The following is a 14,477-nucleotide window of genomic DNA, read 5'->3' on the forward strand; positions in this document are numbered from 1 at the left end:
CCATGGCACAAAAAAACGAAGAGGACGACAAAGTCCGCCTCGATAAATGGTTGTGGGCTGCACGGTTTTACAAAACTCGCGCCTTGGCCAAGGCAGCGATTGAAAGTGGCAAGGTGCATTGCCGCGGTGAGCGTTGCAAGCCTGGCAAGGAGCCACGTATTGGCGACGAATTCGTGATCCGCACCGGTTTCGAGGAACGCACGGTGGTGGTCAAGGCGCTGTCGATCGTGCGCCGAGGCGCGCCGGAAGCGCAGATGCTGTACGCGGAAACTGACGCCAGTATCGCCAAGCGAGAAAACGCCGCCGCCGAGCGCAAGGCGGGCGCCCTGGGCGTGAGCACCGATGGCAAGCCGAGCAAGAAGCAGCGCCGGGATCTGTTCAAGTTTCGGGGCAGCAGCAACGAATGATTGACCTCGCCGCCGATCGCACCAACCCGGCCAAGACTTGTAATTGCACCTGCGCGTAGCCATATGAGGTAATTCGCCTGCCGTGTATGTGCCGTTCGTCGTAAAGCGCGCGCAGTCGCCGGCCTCTAAGCCATAACCAGACAGCCAGGGGCTGTGGCCAAGGCGTAACCTCGAATTCTGTAATCACTTTTGTCTCCACTTCAGATACCCAGACTTATGACCGACCTACCGGATAACGACTTCACTCAACGCTTCATCTTCGATGACAGCGACACCCGTGGCGAGATGGTTTCGCTGGAGCTCAGCTACGCTGAAGTCCTGGCCAAACACGCCTATCCGGAGCCGGTTGCGCAACTGCTCGGCGAACTGATGGCGGCGGCGGCGTTGCTGGTCGGCACCTTGAAGTTTGACGGCTTGCTGATCCTTCAGGCCCGCTCCGAAGGCCCGATCCCGTTGCTGATGATCGAATGCTCCAGCGAGCGCGACATCCGAGGCCTGGCCCGTTACGAGGCCGAGCGGATTGCGCCCGACGCCACCTTGGCCGATCTGATGCCCGACGGCTCGCTGACACTGACCATCGACCCGACACAAGGCCAGCGCTACCAGGGCGTGGTCGATCTGGACGGTGAAACGCTGTCTGACTGCTTCACCAACTACTTCGTGATGTCCCAACAGATCGGCACGCGCATCAAGCTTTGCGCCGATGGCCGTCGCGCCCGTGGCCTGTTGCTGCAGCAACTGCCTGCCGATCGCCTGAAAGACGAAGAAGAACGCGCCGCCAGCTGGCAGCACCTCACCGCGTTGAGCGGGACGTTGACTGCCGATGAGCTGTTGGGCCTGGACAACGAAACCGTCCTGCATCGTCTCTACCACGAAGAGCAAGTGCGTTTGTTCGACGTGCAAAAACTGCGCTTCCGTTGCAGCTGCTCGCGCGAACGTTCAGCCAACGCACTGGTCAGTCTGGGTATGGAAGACGCGCAGAATCTGGTGGTTGAACACGGTGGAAAGATCGAAATTGACTGTCAGTTCTGCAACCAGCAATACCTGTTCGACGCCGCCGATGTCGCTCAATTGTTCGCCGGCGCGGGTGTCGAGACCCCGTCAGATACCCGTCACTAAAACGGTTCAGCGCAGGTAAATTCACTGCTCGGTGCCGGATTTACGCCGTTACGACAGGAGGGGCCTACTTTTTTTGGGCTTTTCTGGCATAATCCGGGCCACTTTTTTCGCGGTAGTAGTGCACGACTTTCTACTACAAAAACGTTTGGAGCACTCGGCCACTGGCCGACGGGGAACCTCATGACGCAAGCCAATAACGCCGTGTACACCGATCTGAGTGTTGATGATCTGGTTAAAGAAGCCCTCAACCGCGGTGAAGGCGAGCTTGCCGATACCGGCGCACTGGTTGTTCGTACCGGTCACCGTACCGGCCGTTCGCCAGTCGATCGTTTCATCGTTGATGAGCCGAGCACCACGGGCGCCATCGCCTGGGGCCCGATCAACCGCAAGTTCCCGGCCGACAAATTCGACGCCCTGTGGAACCGTGTCGAGGCGTTCAACAACGCGCAAGAGCATTTCGTTTCCCACGTCCACGTAGGCGCCGCTTCCGAGCACTACCTGGCCGTTAAAATGACCACCCAGACTGCCTGGCAGAACCTGTTCGGTCGTTGCCTGTTCATAAACCCGGCCCAGTACAACCCGGCTGGCCGTGAAGAATGGCAAGTGCTCAACGTGGCCAACTTCGAGTGCGTGCCTGAGCGTGACGGCACCAACTCCGACGGTTGCGTGATCATCAACTTCGCACAGAAAAAAGTGCTGATCGCCGGCATGCGTTACGCCGGTGAAATGAAGAAAGCCATGTTCTCGGTGCAGAACTTCCTGCTGCCGGCCGCTGACGTGCTGCCAATGCACTGCGCCGCCAACATCGGCGAAGAAGGCGACGTGACCCTGTTCTTCGGTCTGTCCGGCACTGGTAAAACCACCCTGTCCGCCGACGAAAGCCGTTACCTGATCGGTGACGACGAACACGGTTGGGGCGAGGGCGTAGTGTTCAACATCGAAGGCGGTTGCTATGCCAAGTGCATCGACTTGTCCGAGAAGAACGAGCCGGTTATCTGGAAAGCCATCAAGCACGGCGCGGTCCTGGAAAACGTCGTCATCGACGATGCCAAGCACGCCGACTATGCCGATGTCAGCCTGACCCAGAACAGCCGTGCCGCGTACCCGCTGGAGCACGTTGCCAAGCGTTCCGAGAAGAACCTCGGTGGCGAGCCGAACGCTGTGATCTTCCTGACCTGCGACCTGACCGGCGTGCTGCCGCCAGTGTCGATCCTCAACGAAGAACAAGCGGCCTACCACTTCCTGTCCGGCTACACCGCACTGGTGGGCTCGACTGAAATGGGTTCGGGCAGCGGCATCAAGTCGACCTTCTCGACCTGCTTCGGCGCACCGTTCTTCCCGCGACCAGCCGGCGAATACGCCGAACTGCTGATCAAGCGCATCCGCGGCTTCGGCTCCAAGGTTTACCTGGTCAACACCGGCTGGACCGGCGGTGGCTACGGCGTCGGCAAGCGCTTCAACATCCCGACCACCCGAGCGGTGATCGCAGCGATCCAGAGCGGCGCGCTGATCGGTACCGAAACCGAGCACCTGGACACCATCAACCTCGACGTGCCACTGGCCGTACCGGGCGTTGAGACTGGCCTGCTGAACCCACGCAACACCTGGGCCGACAAAGCCGCCTACGACGAAGCCGCCAAAGCATTGGCCGGCCTGTTCATCGAGAACTTCAAGAAGTTCGAAGTGAGCGATGCAATCAAGGCCGCTGGGCCTAAGTTGTAAGTGTTGGTTTGATGCAATGAAAAAGCCGCCCCTCGGGGCGGTTTTTTTGTGGGTGCTGTTTAACCGTCAGACGCACAACTGCCAATATAGAAATGGTCAATTCAGTAGTGGTGGCATGTTCAGCTGATCCCCAATGCAACGCTCGAAAATAGTTTGGAGGCCACTGTAATCGCAGGTGACCGCATCAATGTTCGCGGGAATCCATGCGCTGTCTTTGATCAGCCACCAATCAACAGCAAACCCTGCATTGATGATGATTTGCTCAAACAGGATCCGTTGAGCCCGACCGTTACCTTCGCGAAAAGGATGAATCACATTTAAATCACCATACGTTTCAGCAACCTTGACGATGAGCTCTGCTTTACTGGCGCCTTCGAACCACGCGGCATTTTCCATGACGCGAAAAATCTTTTCGGCTTCAGGGGCGATTCGGTCTGCTGTGCAGAAAAGTGTATCTCCTTTCTGGATATTCACTGTCCTCAATAGTCCCGCCCATTCGTAGACATCGGAAAACAAGGATTTATGAATATGCTGCAAAAGGCTGAGGTCGTACGGAGGGGGGAGGAGGCGGAATTTGCTGACGGCGATTTCTGAGAGTTCTCGCTCTGCTTTGTGTAGTTGCTCTTCATCATGAATGTTGAGCAGGTTACGCAGCACGTCGCTACCAGGGTAGCAGTAGGGGTCTTGACCGACCCCGTATTTATCCATCATTAACGAGGATTCTGACGATATTTATTGAGTACCGCCTCCCGCGATGGGAGCGGTTTTTCAGCATCGGCACGGGAAGTGTCGAAGCCTTCAAGACGCAAGCTCGCCAAGTAATTTGAACGGCGCACTTTGTCGTAATAATCCTGTTTTTGCTGAAAAGTCAGTTCGCTCATGACATCTGCCTCTTTGTGCAATGCCCAAGTGTAGCTCAAACGATCCGGTCGATAGACCGGTATTTTTGATGCTTCGCGGAGGATGATCGTTCCCACGTAGAGCGTAGGAACGATCTGTTCACTCCACTTTAGCCTGGCGCTTTCCAGTTGAGCATGCGTTGTTGGGCGACTTTCAGCTGGTCGCAGCCGTCCTGGGTTAGCAGGTAGAGCGCGTGGGTGATGTGCGGGATGTCTTCCACGTCACCGTTTGATCGTTCCCACGCTCTGCGTGGGAATGCAGCCCGGGACGCTCTGCGTCCCTTTCGAGAGCTGGAACGCGGAGCGTCCCTTGAGGCATTCCCACGCAGAGCGTGGGAACGATAAGGAGTCCCCGCTTGTAGGATCGGGCCGAACCTCGGCTAGGCCCTTTCCATGGGAATTTTCGCGAAGAGTGTTCTCGCGCTTTCCACCATCCCGCGCCCGCCATCTCAACGAATATGCTGGTACGAAGCCACATCCAGAAGGTCATTGCTCAGCCCGGCTGCCGGCACATAGATCGTGCCTTTCACTGCCGAGAACCTGACCCCATTGCTGCCCAGTGAAACGTAACGCTCGCCCTGGTCCAATTCGGTGAAGTAGGTGTACGAGCACTTCTCCATCGCTTTGTATTTCGCGGCGGCGCTGACCATGGCGTTGTGGTGGTTCTGCAGGTCGGCCGCGCTCAGGTTGAGGGTTTTGTCCAGCGGCACGCCCCAGCGCTTCAGGCACACTTCGGCAAAGTGACGGACGATCAGGCCGGGTTCGGCCAGCACTTTAGGGCCGCTGACCCCGTCTGCTGCGGCGTTGCCAACCAGCGTGCCATGGCGGCCAGGCATCGGGTAGATGTGGGTTCGGGTGCCGGTGGCCGTTTGCGGGATGACACAGCTGAAGCCTTTGGAGCGCTCGTCTCGGGCGTAGAAGCCGACATATTCTTTTACGTTGGCACTCAGTTTTACTTTGCTTTCCTGAAAGTTACCGATGCCCGGTACCGGATCAATCGCAAAAATATTGACCGGGATGTTCTTCAATTCGCTGTCGTTAAACATGGCATTGGCCAGCATGTGGCAACTAATGCCGCCGCGACTCCAGCCTACCAAGTTGACCTTGGTCGGAATAACACCGTCCTTGCGAAACGTTTTGATGATTTGTTCTTGCAACTTCTGCTGGGTCACACTGCGGTCGCCGTAGTTATATTTACGCCACAGCCAGGAACCTTCGACGATCACGTCTTCGATTGGAATGCCGGCTGCCTTCAGGCGGTTGTATTCGGTCTCGGTCAGCTTTTCACGTTGCCAGTCACATTGGCCTTTGATGATGTTGATGGCGTGCTTGACGTTCTCCTCCCAGCCCTTGCCGAACAGGGTGCCGCTCAAGCCATAGTCCTTGGATTGAGTGAACAGCTCATCAGCTTGCAGGTTGCTGGTACCGGGGCCGTCGACCACGATCCATTCGGCAAATTCTCTACCAGCATGATGGGAGGCGAGTGCCGAAACCAGTTCGCCATTCCAGTAAGTTGGGTTTTGGTTGTCGAATTTGGTCGAACCGGTACCGCAAAAGAAAATAGTTAATGTAGTCATTGTGCTGCTCTGTTTTGTTTTAAGAGCCTGCAGACTAGTTTGAGTAAATTGGATTATGAAGTGGTTAGTTGTTACCGGGGTTGTAGTATTTGTTTTTGGCTTTAATGTCTTATTCTTTGTTTTGCAACTTCCAGTAGTTGGCAGCCATCCTGCGTTAATAGATAAAGCGCATTCACGATGTGAGGGATGTCTTTAACGTCGGCCTGTTTGAAGCACAAGCAATAAAGCGTTTCGAGCAAATCGCTGGCTGCCCGCAGGCGTTGATGCGCGGCGTCGAGGATGTCGCCGGTGCTGGCCGTGGTGTCGATGACGAGGACGGGCGATTCGCTGTAACTGGTTTTGAGGGGACGATAGCGGTCGGTCGGAGGATCGGGGAGCGTCATTGAGTTGCGTCCTGTGCGAAAGCGGCAAGTGTTCCCGGCAGGCCGAGTCACTGGTTTCAGCCGCGCCGGTGACTATAGAAGGGCGTGGTGTGGTGCGACAAGACGGCTGAGGTCGACAGGTTTTGTAGGGTTTTTATTGGCTAATAAGGAAATGGACTACGTCTTGGTTGATGGTGCCTCAGACGCTGTAGGTTGTTTCGGCTTCTGTGGTGATTGGGCTGACCTCTTCCCGCAAGCCGTGCAATCCATGCAAGCCATCCGCTGTATCATCCCGTATCGTTTTTTGCCCCGACCTTTTCTCGACTCGCTGCGATCGCCGGCTAGGCTTTGCTCATCGCAGCGGTCAACGGAGTGACAGCTTATGCACAACACCCTGGAACAGGTTTTCGGTTATCCACAGTTTCGACCCGGTCAGGAAAAAACGCTCAACGCCATCATGGCGGGGCGCTCGGCGGCGGCGATTTTTCCCACCGGTTCCGGCAAATCCCTGTGCTATCAATTATCGGCCGTACTGCTGCCGCACCTGACGTTGGTGATTTCGCCGTTGCTGGCGTTGATGCAGGATCAATTAGCGTTTCTGCAACGCCACGGCATTGCGGCGGGCAGTATCGATTCGGCGCAGAGTCGCGATGACGCCAGCGAGGTGATGGCCCGCGCCAGGTCCGGCGAATTGAAGATCCTGATGGTGTCGGTGGAACGCCTGAAGAACGAGCGTTTCCGCAATTTCCTGCAGCAAGTGCCGATTTCGTTGCTGGTGGTGGATGAGGCGCACTGCATCTCGGAGTGGGGCCACAACTTCCGCCCGGATTACCTCAAGCTTCCCGACTACCAGCGGCAATTCAACATCCCGCAAGTGCTGCTGCTGACGGCGACCGCGACGCCCAAGGTCATCGTCGACATGCAGGCGAAATTCGCCATCGCTGCCGAAGATGTGGTGACCACCGGTTTCTATCGCCCGAACCTCAATCTCTGGGTAGAACCGGTGCGCGGTCAGGACAAGCGACGGCGCCTCGTTGAATGGATGAGCGAACGCCCCGGACAGCCGAGTATCGTCTACGTCACCTTGCAAAAAACCGCCGAGCATATTGCCGAACATCTGCAACGCCATGGCATTCAGGCCGAGGCTTATCACGCCGGTTTGCCCCACGAGCAGCGCGATGGCATCCAGAAGCGTTTCATGGGCGGGCAGTCCAATTGCATCGTCGCCACCATCGCTTTCGGCATGGGCATCGACAAGAGCGATATCCGCAACGTCGTGCATTTCGACCTGCCCAAATCCATCGAAAACTACAGCCAGGAAATTGGCCGCGCCGGGCGTGACGGTCAGCCGTCCGATTGTTTGGTGCTGGCCAACCGCGACAGCCTCAACGTGCTGGAAAACTTCGTTTACGGCGATACCCCTGAGCTCGACGGTATCCGCCATGTGCTAGACGAGTTGCAAGCGTGCGCGCCGCAAGGGGAGTGGGAGTTTATGTGGGGTCCCTTGGCGGACAACAGCAATATTCGCCAGCTCCCGCTCAAGACCTTGCTGGTACAACTGGAGCTTCGTGGAGTCATCGCCCCGCGTTACGCCTATTACGCTGAGTACCGTTTCAAATACTTGGAGGAACCCGAAGCGTTGCTGGCTCGTTTCGAAGGCGAGCGCAGGGATTTCGTCGCGGCGATCATCCAGACCTCAAAGCGAGCGCGCAGCTGGGCCACGGTGAATTTCGACGCGCTGTACGAGCAACATCAGGCCGAGCGCAACCGGGTGGTCAAGGCGCTGGATTACTTCCAGGAGAAGGGCTGGGTCGAGCTTGAAAGCAAGTTGATGACCGAGGTCTATACCCTGCTGAAAACAGATTTCGACCCCCAGGCACTCAGCGCTGAACTTCACGCCGGTTTCACTCAGCATGAACACACCGAAATCACGCGGATACACGCGATGCTGGATCTGTTCGCCACCGACCGTTGCCTGGGATTTCGATTGGCTGAGTATTTCGGCGACAGCAATGCCCCGCAACAGTGCGGGCATTGTTCGGTGTGTCAGGGTCAGGTCGCCCGGCTACCGGCACCGCCGGAGCTGCCGGCACTTGTGGATAAACCCTTCGAGGCGCTGTGTGGCGAGTTTATCCACAGGCATGAGCAGCACACGGGCAGCATGCCGTCGGCTGAGCGAGTGACGCGGTTCTTGTGCGGGATCAGTGTGCCGCTGTTTACCAAGCTCAAGGCCCGCACGATTCCGGGGTTTGCGGTGCTGGAGGAGTATCCGTATGCCGAGGTGCGCAACTGGTCCCAGTCACACCTTTAACCTGCAGGGATTGGCGAATGTCTTGGGGCGCATCCATCCGCTGAATGTCGCTCATCACAGGAATAAATTTCAAAAAAGCGTGGTGGCTGACTATGGTGAGGGCTGTCTTTGGATCGCCAACAAGAGAACAAGATATGAGCCAGACACCGTTCGACATTCAGCGCGCAGCCGTGATCGGCGCGGGCACCATGGGCCGTGGCATTGTCATGTGCCTGGCCAACGCCGGCGTAGCGGTGCAGTGGGTCGACAACAATCCGCAGATGCTTGAGCAGGCACTGGTTGCCGTCGCGGACACCTACGCCCACAGCGTGCGGCAGGAGCGAATCAATCAGGCCGAGGCCGATGCCCGCATTGCCCGGGTCACCAGCGCGGCTGATTATGCGGCCATCCGTGACGTCGACCTGGTGATCGAAGCCGTTTACGAAAACCTGGAACTCAAGCAGTCGATTTTCCGTGAGCTCGATAGCCTGCTCAAACCTGAAGCCATTCTAGCGAGCAACACCTCGGCGCTGGACATCGACGCAATCGCTGCTGTCACCGGTCGCCCTCAGCAAGTCCTGGGCCTGCATTTTTTCAGCCCCGCGCACATCATGAAACTGCTCGAAATCGTCCGCGGTGCCCAAACCGCTCCCGCGGTACTTGAGGCAGCGCTGGCGCTGGGCAAGCGCATGGGCAAGGTCAGTGTGGTGGCGGGCAATTGCGACGGCTTCATCGGCAACCGCATGCTCAATACCTATGTGCTTGAAGCGCGCAAAATGCTGCTGGAGGGGGCGTATCCCTATCAGGTGGATGCGGCGCTGCAAGGTTTCGGTTTTGCCATGGGGCCGTTCCGCATGTTCGACGTCGTCGGTGTCGACCTGCAATGGCGCGCCCGGAAACTGTCGGGTGTGGGGCAGGATGCGCCAGAGGTTCAGGTGGATAACCGCCTGTGTGAACTGGGCCGTTTCGGTCAAAAGAGCGGCAACGGGTTTTATCACTATGAGCCGGGCAGCCGTCAGGCCGAACACGATCCGCAGGTCGATGCGCTGGTGCTGGAAGTCAGCGAAGGCTTGGGCTTTCATCGTCGCGAAATAAGCCAGGAAGAAATCCTCGAGCGCTGCCTGCTGGCCCTGGTCAATGAAGGCGCGAAGATTCTTCAGGAAGGCATCGCAGAGTCCGCCCACGATATCGATCTGGTGTACCTCAACGGCTACGGCTTCCCGGCCGACAAGGGTGGGCCAATGGCTTGGGCGGACCAGCAGGGGTTGGCGGATATTCATCAGCGTTTGCTGGCGCTGGAGACCCGCCAGGGGGATCACTGGAGCCCGGCGCGGTTGATAGGCGAACTGGCGGCGGCGGGTAAAGGGTTTGCCGACAGGTGATCGATGGGATGCCTGGGAGGGCGCCTTCGCTGGCAAGCCAGCGCCCACAAGGTTAGTGGTGGTCTGTGGGAGCTGGCTTGCCAGCGATGATCACGACGCGGTTTCACTTTAAAATCGAAGTTCAAGCCCCAGGAAGCAACGCAGATGCCGCAACGCACCGAATACCGACACTTCCAGCCCATCACCACCCGCTGGCATGACAACGATGCCTACGGTCACGTCAATAACGTCACCTACTACAGCTTCTTCGATACGGCGGTGAACACTTACCTGATCGAAGTCGGTGGTCTGGATATCCATGACGGCGAAGTGGTGGGGTTCGTGGTGAGCTCAGCCTGCGATTACTTTGCTTCCATTGCTTTTCCGGAGCGGATCGAGATCGGGTTGCGGGTCGCAAAACTGGGCAACAGCTCGGTCCAGTACGAGTTGGCGGTGTTCAAGCAAGGAGAGGACGAAGCCTGCGCAGCGGGTCGCTTCGTGCATGTGTTTGTCGACCGCGCTTCGAATCAGCCGGTGGCGATTCCGGCCGGTTTGCGCGAGGCACTGGAGCGTCTGGTGGTGTAACGCCGGCAAAAAAAAAATCGCAGCCCTCGGGCTGCGATTTCGTTACCAGCGAGACCTCTTCGGTCAGTCGCGATGGCGGTAGTGTTTGTGGTGCTTGCGATGACCATAGGCATGGCCACGGCCCGGGTGACCGTCACGGTAGTAACGACGATCATCATGGCCACGATAACGGCGATCATCATCGTCATCGTCATCGCTCTTGTTGCCCATGTAGTTACCCAGCGCGCCGCCGGCGCCGCCGCCTGCTGCGGAGCCGATCAGGCTGCCGGTGGTGCCGCCCACACTGCGGCCGACCACGTTACCGCCAGCCGCGCCCAACGCACCACCAATGGCGGCTTCGCCACGGCTGCGTTTGTCTGCGCCAACTGCGCTACCACCCGCGCCACCCAGGGCCGCGCCGATAGTGGAACCTGTATTGCCGCCAATCGATTGGCCGACGACTGAGCCTAGAACCCCGCCCAATGCGCCGCCCACACCTGCTTCGGTGGTGCCGCCGGCAGAGGCAATGCCACTGACCAGGCCAAGGGACAACAAGAGAATCGAGGAGAACTTCATGGAGGAACCTCAAGGGGATGACGACGCGATCCTGAGGCTGTGTCAGAGGTGTGACAATCGAAATCCGACGAGTAACACGACTTCAGCACATTTCTATAAGTTGCTGTTTTTTGGGCGGAACTTAACTGTTTTTCGCCGGTCTTTTACTACTTCGCAAAGGCTGTTTTCGTTAGAAAACGGCCTTTTTTGTGGGCGTTTGGAAATTTTTCGACAGTATTGAAACATGGATTGAACGGTCCGGCGCCATCGCGAGCAGGCTCGCTCCTACAGTGGATTTCCGTCGAACACCAATGATGTGTTCACTGAAGATCGAATGTGGGAGCGAGCCTGCTGGCGATGGGGGCAGATCAGACGTCGCGTTACGCCGACTTGGCCATGATCAACCCGGTCTCACTCGCCGCTTCGAGGCGGATCGCCACAAATTTCGACGTCGGCGTATGACTACCGTCCCCGGTGCTTTCCAGCGGTACCAACGGGTTCACTTCCGGGTAGTACGCCGCCGCCTGCCCGGCCGGGATGTCGAATGCCAGCAGCGTGAAGCCTTTCACCCGGCGTTCAACGCCGTCATCCCAGAGCGAAACGATGTCAGCCTTTTGCCCCGGTTTGAAGCCCAGGCGAATGATGTCGGCTTCGTTGACGAACAACACATCGCGCTGACCCTTCACTCCGCGATAACGATCGTTGAGGCCATAGATCGTGGTGTTGTACTGATCGTGCGATCGCATCGATTGCATGATCAGGTCCGGCAGCTTGCCGGTGGCGCGGGTGCGCTCGTGGACCAGGTCCTTGGGCAACAGGTTCGGTTTGAAATTGGCCCGGCCCGACGCAGTGTTCCACTTGCGCGCACCGGCACTGTTGCCGAGGTAGAAGCCGCCCGGGTTCTTGATCTTTTCGTTGAAGTCTTTGAAGTTGGGGATGGTCTCGGCGATCAGATCACGAATGCGGCGGTAGTCGCCGACCAGCCAGTTCCAGTCCACCGGATGATTGCCCAGGGTTGCGGCGGCGATGCCGGCGAGGATCGCCGGCTCAGAGCGCATCTGGTTCGACAGCGGCTCCAGTTGACCATTGGAGGCATGGACCATGCTGAACGAGTCTTCGACGGTCACCGCTTGCGGGCCTTCGGTTTGCCGGTCGATGTCGGTGCGGCCCAGGCATGGCAGAATCAACGCGTCTTTACCGTGAGCCAAATGGCTGCGGTTGAGTTTGGTGCTGATCTGAACGGTCAGGTCACAATTGCTCAGCGCCTGAAAGGTCCGAGGGCTGTCGGGGGTGGCTTGGGCGAAGTTGCCGCCCAGGGCAATGAACACTTTCGCCCGGCCTTCGGCCATGGCGTGGATGGCCTCGACCACGTTGTGGCCATTTTCACGGGGCACCTTGAACTGGAAGCGCCGTTCCAGCGCATCGAGAAACGCCACCGGCGGACGTTCGTTGATGCCCATGGTCCGGTCGCCCTGCACGTTACTGTGGCCGCGCACCGGGCACAGGCCCGCGCCCGGCCGACCGATGTTGCCGCGCAGCAGCATCAGGTTGGCGATTTCCTGGATGGTCGCCACCGAGTGGCGATGCTGGGTGATGCCCATCGCCCAGCACATGATGACGTTCTTGCCCTTGGCGTACATGCGCGCGGCTTGCTCGATTTCCACCAGCGGCAGGCCGGATTGCGCGACGATCTGCTCCCACGGGGTGTCGTCGATGACAGCCAGGTAGTCCAGCACGTTGACGCTGTGCTCGTTGAGGAAGTCGTGGTCGAACACCGCCGGCGCGCCAGTCTTTTGCGCATCGCGTTCCCATTGCAGCAGAAACTTGGCCATGCCGCGCATGATCGCCATGTCACCGCCCAGTGCCGGGCGGAAGTACGCGGTGTTGGTTGGCTTGTCACTATTGGTGAGCATTTCGATCGGGTGTTGCGGATGCTGGAAACGTTCCAGGCCGCGTTCCTTGAGCGGGTTGATGCACACCACTTGTGCGCCACGCTTCACCGCCTCACGCAGCGGTTCGAGCATCCGCGGGTGGTTGGTGCCAGGGTTCTGTCCCCAGACGAAAATCGCATCGGCGTGTTCGAAGTCATCGAAGGTTACGGTGCCTTTGCCGACACCGACACTTTGCGACAACGCAACACCACTGGCCTCGTGGCACATGTTCGAGCAGTCGGGAAAATTGTTGGTGCCGTAGGCGCGCACAAACAATTGATAAAGAAAAGCCGCCTCGTTGCTGGCCCGCCCCGAGGTGTAGAACTCGGCCTGATCCGGGCTCGACAGGCCCTTCAAGTGTTTGGCGACCAGTGCAAAGGCTTCGTCCCAGCTGATGGGCTGGTAGCGATCGGTTTGTGCGTTGTAACGCAGCGGCTCGGTCAGACGGCCCTGATATTCGAGCCAGTAGTCGCTCTGCTCCAGCAATGAAGTGACGCTGTGTCTGGCGAAGAACTTGCCATCGACCCGGCGTTTGGTCGCTTCCCAGTTCACCGCTTTGGCGCCGTTTTCACAGAACGCCACCATACCGGCTTCATTGGAATCGCCCCAGGCACAACCGGGGCAGTCGAAGCCGCCGTTCTTGTTGGTCTTGAGCATCATGCGCAGGTTTTTCAGCGCGTTGTCGCTGGTCAACCAGGCCTGGGCGACGCTGATCAGTGCGCCCCAACCACCGGCCGGACCTTTGTAGGGTTTGTAGCGAGGAACGGGTGTCTGGTCGGCTTGACGGTGTTGACTCACGCTTGATTCTCCAAAGCAGGGCTGTAGACCCGTGGCGCATTTTTCTGTGGCAAATGGATGAGGTTGAGGTTGTGTCGACGGGCCCACTGCACGGCAAGGCCCGTGGGCGACGACAGGCTGACCAGGGTCTGGATGCCGGCGCGCAAGACTTTCTGAATCAATTCGAGACTGCAACGGCTGGTGACAATCGCCAGCCCGCCTTCAATCGAAATGTTCTGGCGAACCAGTCCGCCGATCAGCTTGTCGAGGGCGTTGTGCCGGCCAATGTCTTCCCGACCGAGCAACAATTCGCCGCGGTCATTCATGAACACTGCGGCATGCACTGCACCGCAATGCTGGCCCAAAGGCTGGAACGCGCCGATGCGCTGGCGCAGGCCGTCGAGCCATTCGGCGGGCGGTAGCGGGGCGCCGGGCAACACTTTGAGATCCGGCAGGGCCTGCTCCACCGCTTCTACGCCGCACAGGCCGCAACCGCTGGTGCCGGCCAGTTGCCGACGCTGCTGCTTGAGGTTCCAGAACGCACGGTTGGCGATGGTCACTTGCGCGTATTGAGCTGACCCTGAACCGCTGAGCTGCAGATCATAAATATCATTGGCGTCCTCGATGATGCCGCTGCCCAGGCTGAAGCCGACAATAAAGTCTTCGAGGTCAGTCGGCGTCACCAGCATCACGGCCTGGCTGATGCCGTTATAGGCAATCGCCAACGCGACTTCTTCGGCCAGCGCTGTGCTGTCCGATTCCGAATATTCAAGATTGCTGTAGCTATAGGTCTGGCTGGCGGCGGGCGCGGGCGTTTCGAGGGCAGGCGCCGCGCAGGCAGGGCGCTTGGCTTTCATGGCATCACCGACGGTTTGGTCAGCTTTAAGACTAGGCGCGGCAAACTGTCGCGTCT

At 58.5% G+C, this 14,477-nt stretch carries 13 protein-coding genes; 6 read left to right on the forward strand and 7 right to left on the reverse strand.

Annotated elements, in window-relative coordinates; translation table 11 throughout:
- The first annotated feature begins 2 nt into the window (after positions 1 to 2).
- From ASD60_RS00455 to ASD60_RS00465, 3 genes are all read left to right on the forward strand, one after another.
- On the forward strand, positions 3 to 407 hold the full coding sequence (locus ASD60_RS00455) for an RNA-binding S4 domain-containing protein (protein ID WP_056852108.1): 405 nt from the start codon (positions 3 to 5) through the stop codon (positions 405 to 407).
- 216 nt (positions 408 to 623) lie between these two features.
- A complete protein-coding gene (gene hslO, locus ASD60_RS00460) occupies positions 624 to 1,526 on the forward strand; it encodes an Hsp33 family molecular chaperone HslO (RefSeq protein WP_056852109.1) in 903 nt (300 codons plus the stop codon).
- Positions 1,527 to 1,706: 180 nt separating this feature from the next.
- A complete protein-coding gene (locus ASD60_RS00465) occupies positions 1,707 to 3,248 on the forward strand; it encodes a phosphoenolpyruvate carboxykinase (protein ID WP_056852110.1) in 1,542 nt (513 codons plus the stop codon).
- 96 nt (positions 3,249 to 3,344) lie between these two features.
- On the opposite strand, the gene ASD60_RS00470 is transcribed toward ASD60_RS00465, so the two are convergent.
- The 4 genes from ASD60_RS00470 to ASD60_RS00480 form a co-directional block, all read right to left on the reverse strand.
- Positions 3,345 to 3,959 (reverse strand): putative adenosine monophosphate-protein transferase Fic, encoded by a 615-nt coding sequence (locus tag ASD60_RS00470; protein ID WP_056852111.1) that lies wholly within the window; start codon positions 3,957 to 3,959, stop codon positions 3,345 to 3,347.
- Positions 3,959 to 4,129: a YhfG family protein gene (locus tag ASD60_RS27910; protein ID WP_082557510.1), complete on the reverse strand. Its 171-nt coding sequence runs from the start codon at positions 4,127 to 4,129 to the stop codon at positions 3,959 to 3,961. The genes ASD60_RS00470 and ASD60_RS27910 overlap by 1 nt, the downstream gene beginning before the upstream one ends.
- 467 nt (positions 4,130 to 4,596) lie before the next feature.
- Positions 4,597 to 5,724: a hypothetical protein gene (locus ASD60_RS00475; RefSeq protein ID WP_056852112.1), complete on the reverse strand. Its 1,128-nt coding sequence runs from the start codon at positions 5,722 to 5,724 to the stop codon at positions 4,597 to 4,599.
- Positions 5,725 to 5,825: 101 nt separating this feature from the next.
- Entirely contained in the window at positions 5,826 to 6,107 is a 282-nt protein-coding gene (locus tag ASD60_RS00480; protein WP_056852113.1) for a hypothetical protein, read from the reverse strand.
- A gap of 361 nt (positions 6,108 to 6,468) precedes the next feature.
- Between ASD60_RS00480 and ASD60_RS00485 the strand changes: the two genes are divergently transcribed.
- From ASD60_RS00485 to ASD60_RS00495, 3 genes are all read left to right on the forward strand, one after another.
- Positions 6,469 to 8,397: a RecQ family ATP-dependent DNA helicase gene (locus ASD60_RS00485; protein WP_056852114.1), complete on the forward strand. Its 1,929-nt coding sequence runs from the start codon at positions 6,469 to 6,471 to the stop codon at positions 8,395 to 8,397.
- 134 nt (positions 8,398 to 8,531) lie between these two features.
- Positions 8,532 to 9,758 carry a 3-hydroxyacyl-CoA dehydrogenase gene (locus ASD60_RS00490; protein ID WP_056852115.1) on the forward strand — a complete coding sequence of 409 codons (1,227 nt, stop codon included), beginning with the start codon at positions 8,532 to 8,534 and terminating at the stop codon, positions 9,756 to 9,758.
- 144 nt (positions 9,759 to 9,902) lie between these two features.
- Positions 9,903 to 10,322: an acyl-CoA thioesterase gene (locus ASD60_RS00495; protein ID WP_056852116.1), complete on the forward strand. Its 420-nt coding sequence runs from the start codon at positions 9,903 to 9,905 to the stop codon at positions 10,320 to 10,322.
- A 63-nt stretch (positions 10,323 to 10,385) separates the two neighbouring features.
- On the opposite strand, the gene ASD60_RS00500 is transcribed toward ASD60_RS00495, so the two are convergent.
- The 3 genes from ASD60_RS00500 to fdhD all read right to left on the reverse strand — a co-directional run bounded on the left by ASD60_RS00500 (position 10,386) and on the right by fdhD (position 14,421).
- Complete coding sequence (locus tag ASD60_RS00500; protein ID WP_056852117.1) at positions 10,386 to 10,877, reverse strand: glycine zipper domain-containing protein; 492 nt, start codon at positions 10,875 to 10,877, stop codon at positions 10,386 to 10,388.
- A gap of 359 nt (positions 10,878 to 11,236) precedes the next feature.
- Positions 11,237 to 13,585, reverse strand: a complete 2,349-nt coding sequence (locus ASD60_RS00505) for an FdhF/YdeP family oxidoreductase (RefSeq protein ID WP_056852118.1) — start codon at positions 13,583 to 13,585, stop codon at positions 11,237 to 11,239.
- Positions 13,582 to 14,421 carry a formate dehydrogenase accessory sulfurtransferase FdhD gene (fdhD, locus tag ASD60_RS00510; RefSeq protein WP_056852119.1) on the reverse strand — a complete coding sequence of 280 codons (840 nt, stop codon included), beginning with the start codon at positions 14,419 to 14,421 and terminating at the stop codon, positions 13,582 to 13,584. Before fdhD ends, ASD60_RS00505 begins: the two co-directional genes overlap by 4 nt.
- Positions 14,422 to 14,477: the final 56 nt, after the last annotated feature.

Origin of the sequence: Pseudomonas sp. Root562 (assembly GCF_001427125.1) — a bacterium.
Lineage (GTDB): Bacteria > Pseudomonadota > Gammaproteobacteria > Pseudomonadales > Pseudomonadaceae > Aquipseudomonas.

Excerpts from the sequence above, each read along its gene's own strand:
- ASD60_RS00455 (WP_056852108.1), top strand. The coding sequence starts at position 3 with ATGGCACAAAAAAACGAAGAGGACGACAAAGTCCGCCTCGATAAATGG.
- hslO (WP_056852109.1), top strand. The coding sequence starts at position 624 with ATGACCGACCTACCGGATAACGACTTCACTCAACGCTTCATCTTCGAT.
- ASD60_RS00465 (WP_056852110.1), top strand. The coding sequence starts at position 1,707 with ATGACGCAAGCCAATAACGCCGTGTACACCGATCTGAGTGTTGATGAT.
- ASD60_RS00470 (WP_056852111.1), bottom strand. The coding sequence starts at position 3,959 with ATGATGGATAAATACGGGGTCGGTCAAGACCCCTACTGCTACCCTGGT.
- ASD60_RS27910 (WP_082557510.1), bottom strand. The coding sequence starts at position 4,129 with ATGAGCGAACTGACTTTTCAGCAAAAACAGGATTATTACGACAAAGTG.
- ASD60_RS00475 (WP_056852112.1), bottom strand. The coding sequence starts at position 5,724 with ATGACTACATTAACTATTTTCTTTTGCGGTACCGGTTCGACCAAATTC.
- ASD60_RS00480 (WP_056852113.1), bottom strand. The coding sequence starts at position 6,107 with ATGACGCTCCCCGATCCTCCGACCGACCGCTATCGTCCCCTCAAAACC.
- ASD60_RS00485 (WP_056852114.1), top strand. The coding sequence starts at position 6,469 with ATGCACAACACCCTGGAACAGGTTTTCGGTTATCCACAGTTTCGACCC.
- ASD60_RS00490 (WP_056852115.1), top strand. The coding sequence starts at position 8,532 with ATGAGCCAGACACCGTTCGACATTCAGCGCGCAGCCGTGATCGGCGCG.
- ASD60_RS00495 (WP_056852116.1), top strand. The coding sequence starts at position 9,903 with ATGCCGCAACGCACCGAATACCGACACTTCCAGCCCATCACCACCCGC.
- ASD60_RS00500 (WP_056852117.1), bottom strand. The coding sequence starts at position 10,877 with ATGAAGTTCTCCTCGATTCTCTTGTTGTCCCTTGGCCTGGTCAGTGGC.
- fdhD (WP_056852119.1), bottom strand. The coding sequence starts at position 14,421 with ATGAAAGCCAAGCGCCCTGCCTGCGCGGCGCCTGCCCTCGAAACGCCC.